This window comes from Bacillus gobiensis, assembly GCF_001278705.1.
Taxonomy (GTDB): Bacteria; Bacillota; Bacilli; order Bacillales; family Bacillaceae; genus Bacillus; species Bacillus gobiensis.
The window spans coordinates 3,478,584-3,498,601 of sequence record NZ_CP012600.1; the positions used below are offsets into that span (position 1 = coordinate 3,478,584).

Below are 20,018 nucleotides of genomic sequence, written 5' to 3' on the forward strand. Positions count from 1 at the left end.
TAGACATCTTTAGGATAACCTAAAGTCTTTCGAGGTGGGGGGCTTACTGCTTGTAATGTGGTGAATTGATATGCAGCTGGAAAACAAAAATTCATGGTATTACTAAAGCTTATTCATTCAAATACAACACAGCTAAAGAGCAATATCATCTATTTCTTTAGGAAAATTAAAAGTCCCATCTTTTTTAAGCTCAAAATTAATTACTTTAAATACGGCATCCGCATGTAATGAACCATAAATATGTGGATATAATTTTCCTGTCTCATATAAATCTTCGTAAATAATCTTAGCTTTGACTTTATTTGAGTCTATACACAAAAGTACCAGACCAGTATGTCCCTTAAATAAAAAATTAGCTACTTCAATTACTTGCTCTTTTGTAGAACAATGTATAAAACCATCACTTTCTAAACTTGAGGGAGCATAAATACCCTTATCTTTCGCTTTTAACCATTCTTCATTATCAACAATATGCAGTATCAATCTTAATTCCTCCCTTGATAATCATAATTAAATTATCACCACTAAAATTAGAAAAAATTTACATAATTTTCTCATTGTTTTAACGACATCGCAAGGAGTTTATTGTACAATGTCGAAAATGTAATATTGGAGGCTGACACATTACTATTACTATCAATAATAAATCCAAATTTACAGGAGGATTTAAAAATGAATATTCAATCACTTTCCAAGCAATACATAGACGGAATCTGGAGGGATGGTCAGAGCGAGAGCAGGCTTTCCGACATCAATCCTTATAATGGAGAGGTTTTAGCAGCATTTACAATGGCGAATGTAGATGACGTTGATTTATCTTATAAAGCGGCTTTAAAAGCGAAGGAAGATTGGGATAAAGTTAATCCTTATCAAAAGCGTGATATTCTCGAGAAGGCTGTTAGCTACATCGATGATAACGAAGAGGATATTGCCAACATTATTATGGATGAGTTAGGTGGAACTAGGTTAAAGGCTGCCTTTGAAATCGGTTTGGTTAAAAATATGATTAAGGAAGCGGCTACCTTTCCTTTACGGATAGAAGGAAAAATATTACCTTCAATTGAGGATGGGAAAGAGAATCGATTATATCGTACTCCGGTTGGTGTGGTAGGCGTAATCAGCCCGTTTAATTTCCCGTTTTTCCTATCGGTTAAATCGGTTGCGCCTGCATTAGGTGCGGGAAATGGCGTTGTGTTAAAGCCGCATGAAGAAACACCGATTACTGGAGGAACCCTGATTGCGAAAATTTTTGAAGAGGCTGGCATTCCAAAGGGGTTATTAAATGTTGTGGTAACAGATATCGATGAGATTGGGGATGCATTTGTTGAGCATCCGATTCCAAGAGTTATATCCTTTACTGGTTCCACGAAGGTCGGAAGTCATATTGGTCAGCTGGCAGTTAAGAACTTTAAAAAGCCGCTATTAGAGTTAGGCGGAAACAGCGCATTTATCATTTTGGATGATGCAGATATTGATTACGCGGTAAATGCAGCAACATTCAGCCGCTTTACCCACCAGGGACAAATTTGTATGTCTGCAAACCGTATTTTTGTTCATAAAAGAATTTATGAGGAATTTATCGAGAAGTACAAAGCTAAGGTAGCTTCGCTTAAGGTTGGAGATCCTAGAGATCCTGAGACGGTTATCGGTCCGGTGATGAATGAAAGACAGGCAGTAAATCTTCAATTGCAAATTAATCGAGGGCTGGAGCAAGGAGCAAAAGCTGTACTTAAAGGAAATATTTCCGGAACTATCGTTGAACCCACGATTTTAACCGATGTTACACCAGATATGCAGATAGCTCAGGAAGAATTATTTGGGCCTGTTGTGTATGTTGTACCATTCGAATCAGAGGAAGAAGCTATTTTGTTGGCTAATGATACAGAATATGGATTGAGTGGAGCCATTCATACAGGTGATCTCAACCGCGGAGTAGAAATGGCTAAGAAGATACATACAGGGATGATTCATGTAAATGATATCACGATAAACGATGAACCGATCGTGGCATTCGGCGGTGTAAAACAATCAGGACTTGGCCGTTTGAACGGTGAATGGAGTTTAGAGGAATTTACGACGTTAAAATGGATTTCAGTGAATTATGATCAGAGAAGCTTTCCATATTAAAAGGACAATCCGTATGATGAGGAATCATCGGTGAAACATTGATGTGGTCCTTAGCAAGGATGAAATAAAATCACACGTATAATCAATCGACTCATTATCGTACTGTGAGTTGTTGGCAATAACAAAACAGCTTCCAGACTCAGAAGCTGTTTTAATTTTGGAGTTGTATCAAAGATAAGGGATGCTTCATTAAAATCTATGATTTAGTTAGAGAGGTTCACAACAATCAATTAAACGTGGATGTATTACGAAATTGTTTGGAAAGTAAAATTAGTTAGGGGTAGAACTACAACTACACACATTCCCAAAAAATGAAAATGATCTAATGTCAAAATAAATCGGTCTGGTCCACTGCGCTTTTGGAGAAGTGTTTTATTTGTTGGGTTCAGCTGGTACTGAAATATTTTCAAGGGTTTTTCCGGATTTTTCATCCGACTGATGACTTACAGCTAAATCACCAAGAGAAACGATACCGACTAATTTGTCATTTTCCACAATAGGAAGTCGACGAATTTGATGCTGGGACATTATATTGGCAGCTTCTTCAACTGACATTTCTTTGGTTCCACTCACAACATCATTTGTCATTAATTTAGAAATACTAGATTCACCAGAAAGGTTGTTTGCTAATCCTTTTACGACTATATCGCGATCCGTTATGATCCCCAATAATTTTTCGTTTTCACATATTGGAATTACTCCTACATCAAGGTCTTTCATTTTCACCGCTGCTTCGGTACAAGAATTTTCAGGAGTACAACAATCAACATCGGCTGTCATGACTTCAGCAACTTTCATGATAATTCCTCCCTCATTATTTTTTAGTTTCTTATTTTATTTAATACCCATTCTATCTCTTATAAAACACTTCCAATTTGGTGATCCCTATATCCAAAAACAAACTCAAAAATAATTAGTGCTTAAACGAAACAAAGATCTGTTACCCAAAGAAATAATCCCCAACTTCAGGTCAAGAAGTTGAGGATTCAATTGTTTTAATAAGCTTAGAAAAGGACTTTCTTATATTATCTACAAAAGAAATTCGACTGATCATTTATATATTAAGGTATTCGGCCGTTCGTTCACTCATTCACCGAACTTTCCAAATCCTTGGGGGGAAAGTATATCATCCGATACTTTAGTTATCTTCATATTCACAGAAGACTGATCATTAACTCCGTCTTCTAAACCATCATTTGCAACAACCGGGTCTTCATTTGGATTGCCCTCTTGCCAACCCATTTTATCCCCTATTGGGTCAAGATTGTGGTCTTCAGCTCTAACAAATTCACCACTAACCCCTGTTGCAAAAAAAGTCCCGTGACAATTAAAGCGCTTAGAAAAATCCATTTTTTCATCTGCGACCTCACTTCTCTTCATCAAAATATTCATTGTAATTTTTCAAAAGTAAATCATTCTTCTAATCCATTAGACAAAGGAATGTTTTACGATAAAAATGATGCATTTGAGACCCATATACCCTGCAAGCTTTCCCCAACCTTTATAGTCTTGTTTCCTCTATTTTATTACCATATTATAGCAAATTAGTTACGGATAATAAAGCTTATATGTCTTCATCCCTTTGTAAAAATTTATTACTGAAACATGGATAAACGCTGACGCTGGAACATCCCAGCGTCTTTCATTTTGCAAACCAGAGAAAAAAGGAATTTACTATCAAGATGCGGAATAGAAAATAGAGAAAAAGTATTCTGATAGGAAAGGAAATTGACGGATGTCCAAAGCAGACAATATGCTTTCAATTTTGTGGATGCTAAAAGAGCGGAAACGAGTGACGGCAAAGCAGATCGCAAATGCCTTAGAAATTAATATTCGTACGGTGTACCGTTATATCGATGCCTTATGCGCAAGCGGCGTGCCAATTATAGCAGACTCCGGCCATAACGGGGGCTATAGTCTGCTTCATGACTTTACTGACATTCCGTTGTTTTTTGATACAAATGAACAGAAGGCTCTCATTCATGCAGCCGCCTTTGCGAAAGAAGCCGGATATCCGTTTGGCGAATCCCTGCAGCAAGCCATTTCAAAATTAAAAAAGTATACCAATCCTGAACAATTAAACAAAATCCACCGCCACGAGGAAGGATTTGAGGTTATAACGGCTCCTGTTGATCCATCATTGGAAGCCGTCCTTCAAGAGCTTGAGCTGTCGGCAGCCGATGGCTATACACTTCGCATGGAGTATCAGACTAAGAATGAGGAATCTATAAAAATCCGGCATATTGATCCATATGGACTCGTTCATTGGAAAAACAGCTGGTATTCGGTTGCCTATTGCCACCTGCGGGAAGACATTCGAACGTTTCGAGTCGATCGCATTCAGGGGCTTTCACGGACAGATGCCGAATTCGAACGGCCGAAAGACTTTTCAGCAAGAACATTCTTTCTTAAAAATCTGCTGCCCGACCCTGAGAACAAAGAGCAGCTCATCCCGATCCGAATTCAAGGAAATCAGCCAGCCATCAATGATTTAGCCAGTCACTGGCTGTTCGGCCATATGATTATCGAACGATCAGAGCATATGATTTGCTTTGTGCTTGAAAAAGACATGGCCGTTCACTACGCCCCTTTCATCCTGCTATCATACGGGAAATCGATTCAGGTGCTTGAGCCGCAGCTGGTGAAAGAAAAATTAATAGAAGCGGCGTCTGAATTGTTAACTTATTATCAAACACTTGAACTTCACTGACCGTTTTTGACAGTCAAGTTGTATTACAATGGGATCAAAATCTGAGGAGGGATAATAATGAAAGAAGTATTGGTTTTTCTTACTGACGGGTTTGCAGATTGGGAAGCTTCTTATGTGATGGCAGAACTGAATCAGCCGCATACCGATTATCAAATAAAGACGATTGCAATCGATACAGAGCCGAAGCAATCGATGGGCGGATTACGTGTTCTTCCTGACTATTCCCTAAAGGATTTTGCTAATGTCTCAAACGTAGCCATGTTCATTCTCCCTGGCGGAAACGATTGGAGGAATGAAAGAAATCATAAGGCAAAAGATTTGATAGAAGAATGCCTGAAACATAACATTCCGGTCGCAGCGATTTGTGATGCGGGGACGTTTTTAGCGAAATACGGTTTTCTCGATAACAATAAGCATACAGGGTACACATTATCTTATTTAAAGCAGAATGCGCCGAATTACCGCGGGGATGAAAACTATATCGATGCACAGGCCATTTGCGACGGCAACATCATTACAGCGAACGAAACTGCCGCATTGGAATTTTCAAAGCTGATTTTAGATCAATTAGGCGTCATGAAGAGCGAGCAGTTAGATGAATGGTATGCGGTATTTAAAAAAGGGTTATACCCTCAAGAGACTGAAGGAACTTCAACCGACCACTCCTTACAGCATTACGATTACCATGTATGGGCAAACCGCAAAGTTTTCAAACACTTAAATGAACTCCCTCGTGATATTTACACGCAAGAAATACAAAGTGTGTTTCCTTCCATTTCTGACGCTGCAGCTCATATTTATCTCGTCGATAATGTGTGGCTGTTCGTTCTGTCTGGTCACAGCTTTGACGAAACGGTTCGAATGAGAGACTTGTGGATAGAAGAGACGAAGGGAGTAAGTCTTGAAGAAATGGAAAAGCTGTATGAAAATTTAACTGAACGCTTTCAGGAATTCTTTCATCAGGCAGGAGATATGGAAACGATCGCTTCTTACAGCCACCCTCGCTATGGAACCTTAAAGGCAAGCCACTCTGAGCTTGTTCAGCATGTTGTCAATCATGGCACCTACCATCGGGGAAATATCACAGCCATGCTCCGGCAGTTGGGACATCCGGGGGTGCCAACCGATTTTGCGTTTTATTTGTTTGAGACAAAAAAACTTGAAGATCAGCCTCACTGATCTTCAAGCTTATTTTAAAAGACGGTAGGTACCAATCCTCCGTCAACGCGCAATGCAGCTCCATTGACGGCTGACGAAAGCGGACTGCTGACAAAGGTGACAAGATGGGCGATCTCTTCCGGACGAATGAGTCTTTGAATAATGGAAGTCGGGCGATTCTCTTCCATAAACTTCTTCTCTGCTTCTTCAATCGTCAGGTCTTCATTTTCATAAAGGGTATTTAACATCGACTCTACCCCTTCTGTTAATGTGGAGCCTGGCATGACGGTATTGACCGTTGCATTCGTTCCTTTCGTCAGCTCTGCCAAGCTTCTGGAAAGTGAGAGCTGCATCGTCTTGGTTGCACTGTAATGCGCCATTTCCTGAGATGGCATAATAGCAGCTTCACTTGCGATAAAGATGACTCTCCCTTCCTTTTTACGAATCATCTCTTTTAAGTATTGGCGAGTCAATCTCACACTGCTCATAATGTTGACTTCAAACATTTTGAACCATTCTTCATCCGGGATTTCAAAATATTCCGCAGGCTCAAATATTCCCAGATTATTAATTAGGATATCTACCTCGGGATATTCTTCCATGACCTTTTGGCAGCCTTCCTCTGTTCCGAGATCGGCTTCTGCCTCGTGAAGAACCGCATCAGGAGACTCTTTCAGGATTTCATCAATCGTTTGTTTAATTTTTTCCTGCCGGCGTCCATTGATAATGACTTCGGCGCCTTCTTTTGCCAATGACGCGGCGATTGCCTTTCCAATTCCGGATGTAGAACCTGTAACGAATGCTTTTTTTCCGTTTAAGCTTAAATCCATGATAAAAACCTCCTAATCCTATGTATAGGGAGATAACTCCTCTTCTTTGAAAGAGGAGTTATCTATTTTTTAAAAGTCAAAATCATCTGGGTCTGGGCCTACTCGAAGATTTTGATTCAATCCATCAATTTGTTCCATTTCCTCTGGCGTCAATTCAAAATCGAATACCGATGCATTTTCAACGATTCGATGCTCTTTTGTTGATTTGGGAATTGTAACTACTCCATTCTGGATATCCCAGCGCAGAATGATTTGCGCGACAGATTTACCATGGCTTTCTGCGATTGTTTGCAGAAGCTCTTGATCGAGCAACTCGCCTTGCATTAGTGGCGACCATGCTTCCAGCTGAATATCGTTTGCCCTGCAAAACGCTTGAATTTCTTTTTGCGTTAATCGCGGATGATATTCCACTTGATTCACCACCGGCTTGATTTCCGCATCCTTCATCAATTCCTCAAGGTGATGAATTTGGAAATTGCTGACTCCAATCGCTTTGACACGACCTTCTTTATAAAGTGTCTCGAGCGCCTTCCACGCCTCTTTATATTTCCCTTCTACCGGCCAATGTATAAGATACAAATCTAAATACCCTGTGCCAAGCTTTTCTAAACTTGTTTCATAGGCTTTGAGCGTAGCTTCGTATCCTAAATCAGCGTTCCAAACCTTTGATGTGATAAACACGTCTTCTCTTGAGAGGCCGGCTGCTTTGATCCCTTCACGGATCCCTTTGCCGACTCCTTCTTCATTTCCGTAAATTGCGGCAGTATCTATGCTGCGATAGCCATGGACGATGGCTGTCTTTACTGCAGAAATTAGCTCATCACCTTCTTCTACTTTAAATACACCAAGTCCGATGCCTGGCATTTTCACACCGTTATGCAATGTTACTGTATCTTGTAAATGTTTCATTAGTAAATGATCCTCCCAAAAATGTTTTGTATGAATTATGATTTAACTGCGACTGTAAGTTGGTCCTTCGTTTCGAGAAAACGGCTGACTCCTGTTAAAATAACAGCACCTGATACCATTAAGCCGCCGATCCAAGCTGTATGAATAAGTCCGATCGAATCTGTAATTGCCCCGCCTAAATACGAGCCAATAGCAATTCCCGCGTTAAAAGCCGCAATATTAATGGCCGATGCCACATCAACGGCACTCGGGACAAACCGCTCAGCCAGAATGACAACATACACCTGCAGCCCGGGCACATTCATGAAAGCAAATAATCCCATAAAAATGATTGTAATCAGTCCGGCAGCTTTAAATGGAACGGTGAACGTCAAAATGAATAGGACGATTGCTTGAATGATAAACATATAAAATAAAGCTGTAATCGGCTTTTGATTCGCAAGTCGTCCCCCGACCATGTTCCCAATGGCAATCGCAATTCCATATACAAGCAAGATCGCTGCCACCGTTCCTTCCTGAAATCCTGTAATCTCTTGAAGCAATGGTGATAAATACGTAAAGACGACAAATGTTCCCCCATAGCCTAAAGCCGTAATGATAAATACTAGCAGCAGACGGCCGTTTGTTAACAGCTTTAGCTGATCGCCAAAAGTTGTACGAGCTGCTTTCTGTAAATGAGACGGAACAAGAAAGATGTTTGCCAAGAACGCAATGATGCCGACGATAACTATCGCCAGAAATGCCATTCTCCAGCCAGATTGCTGCCCGATAAATGTTCCGATCGGCACCCCGGTCACCGTTGCAACCGTAAGTCCGGTAAACATCATGGAAATCGCACTCGCCCTGCGATTTTCAGGAACCAGATTCGCCGCGATCGTAGAGGCAATCGACATAAAGATCCCGTGAGATAATGCCGAGATCACGCGGGCAGCCAGCAGGACACCGATGCTCGTTGCACTGGCCGCTATGCCGTTTCCGATAATAAAAACAACCATTATCCATAATAATAAGGACTTGCGTGACATATTGGATGTCATGGCAGTTAGAATAGGTGCTCCAACTGTTACGCCTAAGGCATATAACGAAACGGTAAGACCGGCTGTCGTTACCGAAATTTGCATATCCTGAGAGATAAGCGGCAGGAGCCCAACGCTGATGAACTCTGTTGTACCAATGGCAAATGCACTGATTGCCAGCGCCAATAATGCCAGTGTGCTTCGTTTTTTATCTATCGTCATATGACTTTCTCCTCCTTTTAGTTTTACGATAAAAAATATTGGGGGTACATCTATGAGCTCGCAAGTGATATTATGATTGATATAAGTTTTAATGGAAAGTACGCACTTTAAAGTTCTATAGGCACCAAAAAGTTCTATAGGTACTTTTTAGTTCCTATAAGGAGGATATATATGCAGAAAAAAAAGTACAACATCGCTGTCGAAGCTACACTGGAAATAATCGGCGGAAAATGGAAATGCGTCATTCTTTGCCATCTGACTCACGGCAAAAAACGGACGAGTGAGCTGAAGCGCCTAATGCCGAACATTACACAAAAAATGCTGACTCAGCAATTGCGTGAGCTGGAAGAAGACGGGGTCATCAATCGAATCGTTTATCAACAAATCCCTCCCAAAGTGGAATATGAACTCAGCGAATACGGCTGGAGTTTGCAATCGATTTTGGATTCTCTTTGTTCCTGGGGAGAAAACCATATTACAAAAATTTACGGGGATAAAAAGGCTGTTTTGGAAGAAAGTATTTTAAATAATTAAAAACGCTTGCCAATTTTTCTGGCAAGCGTTTTTCTTTTTAGATTTCCGATAAAAAGGCGTCTGTTATAGATGTAAGAAGGCATAGCCCATTATGAAACTGTGCAGGCGGACGAGAGCATGAAGAAATCAAGGGGCGCAAAACCAATCACTCCATTTCAAAGGTACCTTACTTTTCCGGAAAAAATACTGAAATGGTGGCTGAGGTAAACCCTGGTATCTCTACATTTTTTGTGATGCACAAAAATTGGTTTCTCCAGCCATCTGCAGTTTTTAATTATTTTGGTTTTTTACCCCCCACTCACATAAGCCTTCCAAAACAGGTAAAAGTGTTTCAGCTTTATCTGTGAGACTGTACTCGACTTTAGGTGGAACTTGAGGATACTCTTTCCGTTTCACCATACCATCCGTTTCCAATTCTTTAAGTTGTGAACTCAATGTTTTATAAGTAATAGCTCCTATCTGTCTTTTCAGTTCATTAAAGCGAACCGGTTGGTTTTCTGCTAGGAGGTAAATAATAACCATTTTCCATTTACCACCAATAACTGACAATGTATAACCAAAAGGTGTATCTTGAATATTTTTAACTTTACCTTTAAATTCAGCCATACTCATATTTACACTATCCTTTCGGGTAGTACCTATCAATAAAGTACGTACTACTTTTTTATTTGTGCACAGTTTATACTAACCTTACTTTGAAGTAAAGGGGAGAAAAAAATGACTGAAAAAACAATACGCCTGTTAATGCCGCAATGGCAAGGGGGAAACAACCCTAACTACTCTTTTGGAGCCGAACTGCTTGCTTGGCTCGCTCCAGACAATGATCAACCCCTTATTAATGTACCAGTTCAAGCTTATGATGGAACTCCGCTTGAAAACGAGAACGGTATTAATGGGAGAAAACAGCTACTTGAACAATTGAAGTCTGCTCATCAAATCATTGATGCTCATAAGCCAGATCGTATTGTAATGTTTGGTGGTGACTGCTTAGTCGAACAAGCCCCATTTGCCTATTTAAACGAACGATACGGCGGGGAGTTAGGTTTAATTTGGATCGATGCTCACCCTGATTTAGTTAGATATGTCGGGTATGATAACGGACATTCATTACCTCTCGGGAATCTTTTGGGAGAAGGAGATCAGGAGTTCGCCAAACATGTGAAAACCCCTTTAAAACCTGAAAATGTCTTTATCGCGGGATTAGCAGCCCCTACAGAACAAGAAACAGAAGTGATTTCAGAGGCGTTTCAAAGACTAGGTATAGCTCCTACAGAACAAGAAACAGAAGTTATTCAAAGACTAGGTATTAAAACTGCTGGAACAAAAGAGTTAACGAACAGCACTGAACCTATAAAAGAGTGGATTAAAGAAAGTGGCATTAAGCACCTAGCTATTCACCTTGATTTAGACGTACTTGATCCAAAGGCATTTCGTTCTTTATTATTCGCCAACCCTGAAGCACCCTTCAATTTTTCTCCTGAGGGAACAATGCAAATGCCTCAACTACTTAATCTGATTAAAGAACTATCTGAAGAAACAGATGTAGTTGGGTTAGGTATAACAGAGCATTTGCCGTGGGATTCTATTAAATTGAAGAATCTGCTTGGAGAGATACCTATTTTAAATAAGTAAAGTCATAAACGGAATAATAATAGAACAATTATCTGCTAAATCATTAAAATACACTCACGCACTTTATGTATGCGAGGGTGTATTTTTATATGGCAGCAAGTGCAAAAAAACATTTAAATTCATCTGTTTCATGCTTTATAGCATTATTAATTATTTTTTATAAGAAATAGCAGAATTAATGACAGCCAAAATCACTACTGCAATAAACATATATGTACATTCAGCCATTCTAAGATTCAATTCGTCAGAAGCGTATCCTAACATGATAAGATTTAAAACTGAAACAACTATACAAATAAACGAAATGCTAATCACAGTAAACCAATTGATTAAATCGAGCTTTTTTTTAAGAAAAACAATATTTATAAACAACGCAATCAAAATAATTATAAAAAAAACAAATTCATACCTGACATAATTAAAAGCTTCATGAGATAACATTATTCAACTCCTCCTGAGAGCGTAAAATATCTTGTGTAATAATCAAAAAAAGGAAGACCTTTTCTAGTAGAATTGAGTTACCACACAATATTCACAAAAGAGTCTTCCCTATGAATCAGTTTATATCGTCTTATAGCTTTCTATCCTTTATGAATCATTCTGTTATCGCCAAACCACGATTGATGATATAAAAAATCGGTTCTTCCTTTGCTGTTACAACCTTTACCTGCTCAGCCTGCTCTTTTATGCGCAACTTAACTTTTTCCCGTATGTATTGATTGTGCTGCAATACACCGCCTTGCAGAATGAGATCAAATTCATCATTTACGATGTCCGTTTTTTGGATAACCGTTAGCAATAATTGCCCCAATTCTTCAGCAGCGCTGTCTAAAATAGACTTACTCACTTCGTCGCCCAGCTCGCGGGCTTTTTCTACAGACTGCGTTAGCGCGCTTACGTCGTCAACAGTATACTCCACGCTGTAAACCCAGTTGTATAAATCCTCTATGCTGGCAATTTGAAAATGCTCTAAAATGAGTCTTGCCAGGATCGTATTTTTTTCTCGTCCGTCAAGCATTTTTAAAACGGATCGAATCGCTTCCTTGCCGATCCAATAGCCGCTGCCCTCATCCCCAACCCGGTGTCCCCAGCCTCCTGCTCGTACAAATGTCCCTCTTCCATCGTGAGCAAAAGCAATGGAACCCGTGCCAGCGATCAGTAATACACCTGGTTTGTCTTGCGTTACACCTAATAGTGCGGATTGGCAATCATTTTCGATTATTAGTTCTGGAATCGTCAAAGATAATTGCTGTACCGCTTTTCGGACAAAACCTTTAACTGTTCTTTCGTCCATCGAGGTATCAATACCTGCCAGTGCAAAAACTGCTTTGTCAATTCGAGTAAGGCTTTTTTCATTTAATCCAGATTCGTCCAACGCTTCTTGAATCGATTTTGTAAGTGCTTGTACCGCTCCAAGCTCACCAACGACTTGGTAATTCGATGAACCTGCTTTTCCTCTCCCGAGTATTGCACCTTTAGCATCTGTAATAACAGCTATCGTTTTCGTAGCGCCGCCATCAACCGCAAGCAGCAGCTTACTCATCTTCGGCTCTCCATTCATTAATAATGCGCTGCACTTCATCATCCGACCTTGATAGAATGCTAGTCTTTTCTTCCAGCCAACCTTCCCAAGCGGTTTGCTCTTCATTGCGAATCTTAATGGTTTCACGCATCCGCTCAGGACAAGGTCCACCCTCAAGCGATCGAATATCAACAAAGTACTTCGGGCTTAAACAATTATTTAGCTGTTCGTTTGTAAGCCTTGATTCACGGCCGACGATTCTTTTTGTGTGTTCGTTTAATACATCAAGTGTCAGTGCTTGGAGGGATCCGCTTCCTTTTTCGATCAACGCTTTCACTGTTGAACTGACTACATGGTGTGCTTGACGGAACGATAGCCGATCGACTCTCACCATTGTATCCGCAAGCTCTGTGACATTGGCAAAGCTTTCTTTTGCGCGATTGAGAAGGACTTCCTTATTAACTTCCATTGTCATTAGCACGCTTGAAAGAAGACGGTATATCCCTTCTAACGTTTCGATTGCCTTCCACATGTAGGGCTGCATGTCATCTTCGGTATCCACAATATCTCCGAACGGGGTATTGTGCATCATTAGCAGCACCGTTTGTGTATCTCCGGCTACACTCGATAATAGTGCACGCATATGCTCGATGGATACCGGATTTCGTTTTTGCGGCATAATGGAGCTTATTTGAACGTACGGAGCAGAGAGGGTAAAGACACCAAATTCTTGTGTCCCCCATAAGAGAAAATCCTGTATGGACCTTCCTAAATTTAGGGCGGACAGCTGCACAGCGGATGCCGTTTCTGCAATATAATCTGCCCCTGCTACAGCATCCCATGCATTATCAATCATCTCTTCAAAGCCAAGCAGGTCTTGAACTCGCTTCCGATTCACACGAAAACCCGAAGTAGTAAGTGCAGCCGCTCCCATACTGCTTCGATTAACCGTTTGGTAAGCCGCCGCCAACCGTTTCAAATCTCTTGTTAACGTATCGGTCATTGCATTAAAATAGTGAGCGAGGGTTGTAGGCTGCGCCTGCTGAGTATGCGTGTACCCAATCATGATCGTATCGCAATGCTCTTTTGTCAGCTCAATGAATGTCTTGCGCAGCTGCAATCCGGAATTCATTAGTTCTGTAATTTTCTTGCGCAGCGTCATTCGATAAAGTGCAATCCCCATATCATTCCGGCTCCGGGCAATATGTAAATTTCCAGCGATATCACCAGCTTTTTCGATCAATGCGTGTTCCACTTGAAAAAATAAATCTTCAAATCTAGAATCATAGCTGCTCGATTTCAACTCATCAATATCAATACTTCGTACAGCAGCTGCAATTTTTTTCGCTTCCTCTTTTTCAACCAAATCCTGTTCTACTAGCATGATAAGATGTGCATAATGAATTTGAATCATCGCTTCGGTGAAATTTTGTTTTGCATGATTATAGGCAGGTTCTAACACGATGGATGTATATGTCTTGGAAGGGAAACGCTTCCCCTCACGTTCAGCGATCTGCTCTTGAAGTGATTTTTTCATAAGCTGACAATCCTTTCTGATCCCATTATTAGTTGATCTCATTTTTGGCTGCATTCGACTGATTTTCACATCGATTACTGGTCGATCCTTATTCCTATCTCAATTATAGATTGTTAGGACTTACCTGCCAACATGGCTCAGTACCATTTTTATAATATTCGATCTTTTCAATAAAGGGCTAATGCCATTTCTAAGGTGAAAATAAATTTCTTGACATTGACACAATGTCAATCTTTATAATCAAGATAATTCCAAAACAAGGAGGAGATCCGAATTACCATAAATGAAGTGGCACGGCAAACCGGCGTTAGCGCACGTTCCCTTCGATATTATGAGAAAAAGAAGCTGTTGATTCCAAAGCGCACTGAAAATGGATACAGGCAATACAGTCAAGATGACATCGAGCGCATTCAGCTGATTAAATTTTACTTAGGGCTTGGTATGGGAACGAATGATATCGCAAACCTCATCCATTTACCAGAATCCGAGTCGCCAGATCACTTTCAATGCGCATATGAAGCGGTCAAACTCTACGAAAGCAAGCTTACAGATGTACAACAGCAAATCGAAGTGCTCAAGGGACAGGAAAAACAGTTACTTGAAACGTTGTCATGCTGGAAAGAAATTCAGGACCGGTTAAATCAGGGAATCCCCCTAGAAAGAAAGGAAGCGTAAAAAACGTGGAAAGTACCTATACCGAAACGAATTCGTCAAACATGAAAAAAAGTGTCATTTGGATTTATTACATTCTGTTTTTTGCCGTATTGAACGAATCAGTTTTTAATGTATCAACTCCGGATATTGCCGAGCAGTTTGATCTGAGCGCTTCTGGTGTAAGCTGGGTAATTACGGTCTTTATTATCATATTCGGTATGGGATCCGTTATTTTCGGAAAGCTTTCAGATTTGTTTAGTGTCAAAAAACTGATCACGATCGGAATTGTCCTTTATGGAATGGGCTCCATTTTGGGGTTTGCTCTGCAATCCTGGTATCCGGGGATCATTATATCCCGTGCGATTCAAGGGGCAGGCGCATCCGCTATACCGGCACTTATCATGGTCATTGTCGCCAAATATTTTTCACCCGCAGAACGGGGAAACATGTTTGGTATCATCACATCTACCGTTTCCTTCGCGATCGGCATCGGACCGGTACTTGGAGGCTATATCGCCGGATCGTTCCACTGGTCCTTTTTGTTTCTTGTGCCGCTACCTGCACTAATCGCTATTCCTTTCTTCCAAAAGCTCCTTCCGGTAGAAAAGCCGAGCGCAGGCAAATTGGATGTTCTTGGAGCCGTACTGATGGGAATCGCGGTCTCAAGCTTGATTTTATTTACAGTAGAAGCCAGCTGGTTTTATTTGCTTATCGGTGTGATAGCGCTCGTCCTATTTATCATACGCATCCGGCGGGCGGATGAACCTTTTGTCGATCCAGCCCTATTCACGAATCCGCTTTACCGCAGCGGACTCATCATTGGTTTTCTTATCTTCAGCACGGTCATGTCGATGATGTTTGTGATCCCGTTGATGCTGAGTAATATGTACGGTTTATCGACAGAGAACATTGGGCTCGTCATGTTTCCGGGTGCTTTTAGCGCAGTCATATTCGGAAGAGTTGCCGGGAAGTTGACGGTGAATAGGGGAAGCCATTTTGTCGTATACCTGGGGTTGATATTGATTGCGTTAAGTCTATTGCTGCAGTCTTCATCCATCGGTTATTGGGTCTGGTACATTGCGTTGTCACTCATCATTATGTACATCGGATTCTCCTTCTTGCAAACGGCATTAACGGAAAGTGTCACGCAGATATTGCCTCCTGATCGTATCGGAGTCGGCATGGGTTTTTATAACATGACTTCGTTTATTTCAGGGGCAGTAGGAACAGCTGTCGTTGCCAGAGTATTGGAGCAGGCCGTGCTCAATTTTCCGCTGCATCCGTTTGTTTTAAACTCCAAGGCATATTTGTACAGTAATCTCATCCTGTTATTAAGTCTTGTGGTTCTGGCGAGTGCGATTCTTTATTACTTTACATTCGGAAAAAAGAATCCTCAGACGGTTAAGGAATTGCGGAATGAATCTTGATCCAGCTGATTGAGCAGATGCATTATTGATACGTATAAAAACCCCCCTTAAGATAGGAATTTCTTAAGGAGGGTTTTTTTGTCATCGACTATCACGTCCAGGCTTCTTTTAACAATCGAATCCCTGCCTCCAGCTCATTCTCTGACAACCCTCCAAAACCTAATAGAAGGCGGGGAGGCAGCTGAGTGTCGAAGGTTATCCAATACGGTGATGTAGGATAGACCTTCACTCCTTTTTCTTCAGCCTTGCGAACAAGCTCCGATTCAGAGCGGCCATCGTTCACCTCAATGACGATATGCAAACCGGAATGCTGCCCAATAACCTTCACCCTTTCTCCAAAAAAGCGGGTGATGGCTGACAAGAGAAACGCATGCTTTTTCTTATACACATTCTTCATTCTGCGCAGATGTTTTTCCCACCAGCCCTCCTCCATAAATCGTTCCAGTGTTTGCATGTGGATAAGGGAGGCTGTCGGTTCAAGGAATGCTTTTTTGTCCTTGTATTTTGAAATCAGTGATTCAGGAAGCACCATATAGCTGATACGGATTCCTGACAATAGAGACTTGGAAAAGGTCCCCATGTAGATGACTCGGCCACTCTTATCCAAACCTTGCAGTGCGGGAATGGGCCGCCCCTGATACCGGAATTCGCTGTCGTAATCGTCTTCAATGATGTACCTGTCATGTTCAGCTGCCCACTGCAGCAATTTTATACGTTTATGTATCGGTAAGATCATGCCGAACGGAAACTGGTGTGAGGGGGTTACATACACAAGCTTTGCTTCGGACTTCATCAGATACTCCATATCAATTCCGTCTTCTTCCAAGGGGATTGGCACCATCGGGAAGTTAAGCTCAGAAAAGACAGATCTTGCCCCGTTATAGCCTGGGTCCTCCACAGCGACAGGCTGTCGTTCTGTTCCGAGCAGTTGACATAGCAATAGCAGCATCTGCTGGGTGCCAGCTCCAACGATAATTTGGTCTGGTGAGCATCGAACCCCTCTGGATTGACGCAGATATCCTGCTAGTTGATGTCGGAGACCGGGCTCACCCTGCGGATCGCCGTATAACGACAAAGAGTTTGTATACTCTTGCATGATTTGATGGGAGATCTTGTTCCAAACTGAAAAAGGAAAAGAGCTCAAATCAATCGTGCCATTTCGAAAATCACATCGAAGCACGGGGGAGGCAGCTGGCTTCGTTTCTACGATCTCTTCCGCATCCTGTCGTCCGGGTTCTTGATTGGTCACTTTTTCTAGGAATGAAAAATCTTCTTCTAGCTTAAGGACATACAATCCGCTTCGGGGCCTGCTCTCTACATAGCCTTCGGATACAAGCTGCAGGTAGGCAGCTTCTACAGTGTTTCGGCTGATATCCAGGTGTTCTGACAGCCGCCTGATCGCAGGCAGCCGCGTGCCGGCATGGATGCGCCCGCTTTTGATTTCTTGGCGAATATGCCGATATAACTGCACGTAATATGGATCTTTTTTGTCCTCATACAAATTAAGCGTAATCTCCAGCATGTGAACCTCCGTCTTCCATAATTGACCCTATTATAAACGTTAAAATTGGCTCTAACAATCAGGGACAATAATCATTACACTAGTAAAAATAAAGATACATATACAGGAGGTTATGGCGATGATGCCAATGCGTTTTCATTTCTTAGAGTGCACAGATAAGGAAAAGATTCAACACTTTTTGAACCATGCGAGAGTAGGTTATCTTGGTTTAGCCCAGAAAGAACAGCCGTACGTTGTCCCATTAAATTACGTGTGGTGGCAGGGAAAGATTTATTTCCACGGAGCCGATACAGGACGAAAAATTGACATGATAAAAGAGAATCCTCAGGTTTGCTTTACGGTAAGCGAAGAATACGGAACAATCGCTAATCCGGTCCCAGCCAAGACAGACACCGCCTACATGAGTGTCATGGCTTTTGGAAAAGCGCACCACGTCACAGATTTGACAGAAGCGACTGAATCTATGCAGCAATTGTTAAATAAATATGTTCCAGGATATTTCGATACCCCCTTGTCCAAACAACATATAGAAAAATATCGTTCAAGCAAGGGCAGCGCCACATCGGTCATTAGTATTAGCGTAGAACATCTCAGCGCCAAAGAAAATCCGCTGGAGAAAGAGAATAAATTTTATCCCGGACGTGAACGGAAGATGGATATATAAGCCCAAGAATCAATGATTTGATCAATAAAAGCATCGCAAAACAAGGATTCAGATTATAACAATAGAATACTTTCATAACAATTGTTAAAAAAAGGGGGGAGTTTTTGAGCCAGTCTATAACAGAAGATGAACTAACTTTTACTAGATTTCATGACGAATATATAAAAGCTTGGGAGCTTGCCATGGATACCGGCGAAACTTCAGCTCTGCAAGCGATGTCTTCCGGCTATTATGTGACTTTCTTTTCTAACGAACGGGAAAAGCCCGTATTTTTCACACGGGAAGAAGCAATTGAAGGCATGAACAAATCATTGAAAAAGAACAACAAATCGTTGCAAAATTATTTACCATCGAAAACTGGGAGATTCAAGGTGGCCGATGGATGTTGATAAGGGAAATTGAAGAACCGATTTTATAAAGAAGTGCCAGCGTTCGTTTTATGCAGGAATTAAAAGATTCATACAGAAAGATAATGGGAAAAGAATAAAAAAAGTGAAGGGGGAGCTAAAATGGCACGTGTTGTAGCATTTGAATTAAGCAGCCAGGATCCAAAAAAAGCCGCCGAGTTTTATTCTAAGGTATTTAATTGGAAAATCGCTGCTCCGAACTACGACTATTGGCCGGTAACTACAGGAGACGATGGCAGTACCGGGATTAATGGAGGCATTAGTTTAGGACCTATCGAATATCCTCAGGGAACCCGGATACAAATAGAGGTAGAATCCATTGACGACGCTATCGAAAAAGCTTTAGAGAGCGGTGCAGAGCTTGTGCGCGGGAAAATGGAGTTTGACGAGTTTTATTTAGCATACTTGGAAGACCCTGTTGGGCTGGGATTTGGATTGATACAAAAAAAGTGACTGCTTGAGCTGTCTAATAAAATGGCACGATCTTATCAAAACAAAAAAATTAAAAATCGAAAAATAAGCCGTTTAACATATTAAACATGACTAATATGTTAAACGGCTTTTCTTATTTCCTACACAATAAATCCACGATTCCCCACCTACAACTGCCTGTACATCATTAAGTAAGTGTTAATAGGATGTATTAAAGAAAGTGAATGTATGTCATTTGTCATAGATCAAAGGTAAAAGGAGATGATAAATCATGATGAACAATGAGGAAACACTGTGCAACAAGTTTGCGGACATTATAGGTGGGCAGCCTGGATTTGCCGGTGGAAAATGTGTGGCTACAATATCTCGAAATGAAATAAGAGCTACAATTTTGGAGAAGAGGTTTGAGGTGACTTCTTCTTTCTCATTCGAATCAATAAGTAAGTTCAGTGGGAAAGCATTATGTTTAGGAAGAATAGCACTTTTACAAGATGAAGTCGAACCGTTTATTACTGTAATTCGTGATCAGGGAATAACCGTTTCGTCTATCCATAATGAATGGTTGTTCGATAATCCCAATTTAATTTATGTCAATATTGAAACTGTTGAAAAACCATTGATTTTTGCAAGAAAAGTGAGAATTGCGTTAGATGCTATTTGAACAGAGCCATGTACCTTATCAAGTAGTAAGATAAAATACCGCTCATCCTTCGAG

The 20,018-nt window shown here is 41.0% G+C and carries 21 protein-coding genes and 2 pseudogenes; 12 read left to right on the forward strand and 11 right to left on the reverse strand.

What is annotated here, in order from left to right; genetic code table 11:
• Positions 1 to 132: 132 nt before the first annotated feature.
• On the reverse strand, positions 133 to 483 hold the full coding sequence (locus AM592_RS17390) for a DUF952 domain-containing protein (protein ID WP_053604971.1): 351 nt from the start codon (positions 481 to 483) through the stop codon (positions 133 to 135).
• 189 nt (positions 484 to 672) lie between these two features.
• On the opposite strand from AM592_RS17390, the gene AM592_RS17395 reads away from it, so the two are divergent.
• The gene (locus AM592_RS17395; RefSeq protein WP_053604972.1) at positions 673 to 2,127 is read left to right on the forward strand and encodes a benzaldehyde dehydrogenase; all 1,455 of its coding nucleotides are present in this window, start codon (positions 673 to 675) and stop codon (positions 2,125 to 2,127) included.
• A gap of 372 nt (positions 2,128 to 2,499) precedes the next feature.
• Here the strand turns inward: AM592_RS17395 and AM592_RS17400 are convergent, their stop codons facing one another.
• Complete coding sequence (locus tag AM592_RS17400; protein ID WP_053604973.1) at positions 2,500 to 2,925, reverse strand: CBS domain-containing protein; 426 nt, start codon at positions 2,923 to 2,925, stop codon at positions 2,500 to 2,502.
• Positions 2,926 to 3,213: 288 nt separating this feature from the next.
• Positions 3,214 to 3,519: a hypothetical protein gene (locus AM592_RS17405; RefSeq protein WP_053604974.1), complete on the reverse strand. Its 306-nt coding sequence runs from the start codon at positions 3,517 to 3,519 to the stop codon at positions 3,214 to 3,216.
• Between the two features lie 343 nt (positions 3,520 to 3,862).
• Here AM592_RS17405 and AM592_RS17410 point away from each other — a divergent pair, with 343 nt between their 5' ends.
• From AM592_RS17410 to AM592_RS23515, 3 genes and pseudogenes are all read left to right on the forward strand, one after another.
• Positions 3,863 to 4,837, forward strand: a complete 975-nt coding sequence (locus AM592_RS17410) for a helix-turn-helix transcriptional regulator (protein WP_053604975.1) — start codon at positions 3,863 to 3,865, stop codon at positions 4,835 to 4,837.
• 57 nt (positions 4,838 to 4,894) lie between these two features.
• Positions 4,895 to 5,470, forward strand: a pseudogene (locus AM592_RS24780) (type 1 glutamine amidotransferase family protein); the annotation flags it as partial.
• Positions 5,471 to 5,560: 90 nt separating this feature from the next.
• A pseudogene (locus tag AM592_RS23515) lies at positions 5,561 to 6,016 on the forward strand (DinB family protein); the annotation flags it as partial.
• A gap of 14 nt (positions 6,017 to 6,030) precedes the next feature.
• Here the strand turns inward: AM592_RS23515 and AM592_RS17420 are convergent.
• The 3 genes from AM592_RS17420 to AM592_RS17430 form a co-directional block, all read right to left on the reverse strand.
• Positions 6,031 to 6,825, reverse strand: coding sequence for an SDR family NAD(P)-dependent oxidoreductase (locus AM592_RS17420; RefSeq protein ID WP_053604976.1), 795 nt, complete (start codon positions 6,823 to 6,825; stop codon positions 6,031 to 6,033).
• A 69-nt stretch (positions 6,826 to 6,894) separates the two neighbouring features.
• Positions 6,895 to 7,734, reverse strand: coding sequence for an aldo/keto reductase (locus AM592_RS17425; protein ID WP_053604977.1), 840 nt, complete (start codon positions 7,732 to 7,734; stop codon positions 6,895 to 6,897).
• Positions 7,735 to 7,769: 35 nt separating this feature from the next.
• Positions 7,770 to 8,972: an MFS transporter gene (locus tag AM592_RS17430; RefSeq protein WP_053604978.1), complete on the reverse strand. Its 1,203-nt coding sequence runs from the start codon at positions 8,970 to 8,972 to the stop codon at positions 7,770 to 7,772.
• Positions 8,973 to 9,143: 171 nt separating this feature from the next.
• Between AM592_RS17430 and AM592_RS17435 the strand changes: the two genes are divergently transcribed.
• Complete coding sequence (locus AM592_RS17435; protein WP_053604979.1) at positions 9,144 to 9,506, forward strand: winged helix-turn-helix transcriptional regulator; 363 nt, start codon at positions 9,144 to 9,146, stop codon at positions 9,504 to 9,506.
• Between the two features lie 270 nt (positions 9,507 to 9,776).
• On the opposite strand, the gene AM592_RS17440 is transcribed toward AM592_RS17435, so the two are convergent.
• On the reverse strand, positions 9,777 to 10,118 hold the full coding sequence (locus tag AM592_RS17440) for a winged helix-turn-helix transcriptional regulator (protein ID WP_053604980.1): 342 nt from the start codon (positions 10,116 to 10,118) through the stop codon (positions 9,777 to 9,779).
• 105 nt (positions 10,119 to 10,223) lie between these two features.
• Here AM592_RS17440 and AM592_RS17445 point away from each other — a divergent pair, with 105 nt between their 5' ends.
• On the forward strand, positions 10,224 to 11,138 hold the full coding sequence (locus AM592_RS17445) for an arginase family protein (RefSeq protein WP_053604981.1): 915 nt from the start codon (positions 10,224 to 10,226) through the stop codon (positions 11,136 to 11,138).
• A 150-nt stretch (positions 11,139 to 11,288) separates the two neighbouring features.
• Here AM592_RS17445 and AM592_RS17450 read toward each other — a convergent pair whose 3' ends face one another.
• From AM592_RS17450 to argH, 3 genes are all read right to left on the reverse strand, one after another.
• Positions 11,289 to 11,579: a hypothetical protein gene (locus tag AM592_RS17450; protein WP_053604982.1), complete on the reverse strand. Its 291-nt coding sequence runs from the start codon at positions 11,577 to 11,579 to the stop codon at positions 11,289 to 11,291.
• 154 nt (positions 11,580 to 11,733) lie between these two features.
• Complete coding sequence (locus AM592_RS17455) at positions 11,734 to 12,681, reverse strand: N-acetylglucosamine kinase (protein ID WP_225970264.1); 948 nt, start codon at positions 12,679 to 12,681, stop codon at positions 11,734 to 11,736.
• Positions 12,674 to 14,197: an argininosuccinate lyase gene (gene argH, locus AM592_RS17460; RefSeq protein ID WP_053604984.1), complete on the reverse strand. Its 1,524-nt coding sequence runs from the start codon at positions 14,195 to 14,197 to the stop codon at positions 12,674 to 12,676. Before argH ends, AM592_RS17455 begins: the two co-directional genes overlap by 8 nt.
• 288 nt (positions 14,198 to 14,485) lie before the next feature.
• Here argH and AM592_RS17465 point away from each other — a divergent pair, with 288 nt between their 5' ends.
• Positions 14,486 to 14,872 (forward strand): MerR family transcriptional regulator, encoded by a 387-nt coding sequence (locus AM592_RS17465; RefSeq protein WP_053604985.1) that lies wholly within the window; start codon positions 14,486 to 14,488, stop codon positions 14,870 to 14,872.
• A 5-nt stretch (positions 14,873 to 14,877) separates the two neighbouring features.
• On the forward strand, positions 14,878 to 16,278 hold the full coding sequence (locus AM592_RS17470; protein ID WP_225970265.1) for an MFS transporter: 1,401 nt from the start codon (positions 14,878 to 14,880) through the stop codon (positions 16,276 to 16,278).
• Positions 16,279 to 16,369: 91 nt separating this feature from the next.
• Here the strand turns inward: AM592_RS17470 and pdxR are convergent, their stop codons facing one another.
• Positions 16,370 to 17,800, reverse strand: a complete 1,431-nt coding sequence (gene pdxR / locus AM592_RS17475; protein WP_053604986.1) for a MocR-like pyridoxine biosynthesis transcription factor PdxR — start codon at positions 17,798 to 17,800, stop codon at positions 16,370 to 16,372.
• Positions 17,801 to 17,918: 118 nt separating this feature from the next.
• On the opposite strand from pdxR, the gene AM592_RS17480 reads away from it, so the two are divergent.
• The 4 genes from AM592_RS17480 (at position 17,919) to AM592_RS17495 (ending at position 19,964) form a co-directional block, all read left to right on the forward strand.
• Positions 17,919 to 18,464: a pyridoxamine 5'-phosphate oxidase family protein gene (locus tag AM592_RS17480; RefSeq protein ID WP_192841119.1), complete on the forward strand. Its 546-nt coding sequence runs from the start codon at positions 17,919 to 17,921 to the stop codon at positions 18,462 to 18,464.
• A 104-nt stretch (positions 18,465 to 18,568) separates the two neighbouring features.
• Entirely contained in the window at positions 18,569 to 18,853 is a 285-nt protein-coding gene (locus AM592_RS17485; protein WP_053604987.1) for a hypothetical protein, read from the forward strand.
• Between the two features lie 120 nt (positions 18,854 to 18,973).
• Positions 18,974 to 19,324: a VOC family protein gene (locus AM592_RS17490; RefSeq protein WP_053604988.1), complete on the forward strand. Its 351-nt coding sequence runs from the start codon at positions 18,974 to 18,976 to the stop codon at positions 19,322 to 19,324.
• 250 nt (positions 19,325 to 19,574) lie between these two features.
• Positions 19,575 to 19,964, forward strand: a complete 390-nt coding sequence (locus AM592_RS17495) for a DUF1259 domain-containing protein (RefSeq protein WP_192841120.1) — start codon at positions 19,575 to 19,577, stop codon at positions 19,962 to 19,964.
• Positions 19,965 to 20,018 lie beyond the last annotated feature (54 nt).

Coding starts and splice junctions, on each gene's coding strand:
- AM592_RS17455 (WP_225970264.1), bottom strand. CDS start 12,681: ATGAGTAAGCTGCTGCTTGCGGTTGATGGCGGCGCTACGAAAACGATA.
- AM592_RS17495 (WP_192841120.1), top strand. CDS start 19,575: ATGATGAACAATGAGGAAACACTGTGCAACAAGTTTGCGGACATTATA.
- AM592_RS17400 (WP_053604973.1), bottom strand. CDS start 2,925: ATGAAAGTTGCTGAAGTCATGACAGCCGATGTTGATTGTTGTACTCCT.
- AM592_RS17480 (WP_192841119.1), top strand. CDS start 17,919: ATGATGCCAATGCGTTTTCATTTCTTAGAGTGCACAGATAAGGAAAAG.
- AM592_RS17420 (WP_053604976.1), bottom strand. CDS start 6,825: ATGGATTTAAGCTTAAACGGAAAAAAAGCATTCGTTACAGGTTCTACA.
- AM592_RS17445 (WP_053604981.1), top strand. CDS start 10,224: ATGACTGAAAAAACAATACGCCTGTTAATGCCGCAATGGCAAGGGGGA.
- AM592_RS17395 (WP_053604972.1), top strand. CDS start 673: ATGAATATTCAATCACTTTCCAAGCAATACATAGACGGAATCTGGAGG.
- AM592_RS17410 (WP_053604975.1), top strand. CDS start 3,863: ATGTCCAAAGCAGACAATATGCTTTCAATTTTGTGGATGCTAAAAGAG.
- AM592_RS17490 (WP_053604988.1), top strand. CDS start 18,974: ATGGCACGTGTTGTAGCATTTGAATTAAGCAGCCAGGATCCAAAAAAA.
- AM592_RS17450 (WP_053604982.1), bottom strand. CDS start 11,579: ATGTTATCTCATGAAGCTTTTAATTATGTCAGGTATGAATTTGTTTTT.
- AM592_RS17435 (WP_053604979.1), top strand. CDS start 9,144: ATGCAGAAAAAAAAGTACAACATCGCTGTCGAAGCTACACTGGAAATA.
- argH (WP_053604984.1), bottom strand. CDS start 14,197: ATGAAAAAATCACTTCAAGAGCAGATCGCTGAACGTGAGGGGAAGCGT.
- AM592_RS17425 (WP_053604977.1), bottom strand. CDS start 7,734: ATGAAACATTTACAAGATACAGTAACATTGCATAACGGTGTGAAAATG.
- AM592_RS17440 (WP_053604980.1), bottom strand. CDS start 10,118: ATGAGTATGGCTGAATTTAAAGGTAAAGTTAAAAATATTCAAGATACA.
- pdxR (WP_053604986.1), bottom strand. CDS start 17,800: ATGCTGGAGATTACGCTTAATTTGTATGAGGACAAAAAAGATCCATAT.
- AM592_RS17405 (WP_053604974.1), bottom strand. CDS start 3,519: ATGAATATTTTGATGAAGAGAAGTGAGGTCGCAGATGAAAAAATGGAT.
- AM592_RS17430 (WP_053604978.1), bottom strand. CDS start 8,972: ATGACGATAGATAAAAAACGAAGCACACTGGCATTATTGGCGCTGGCA.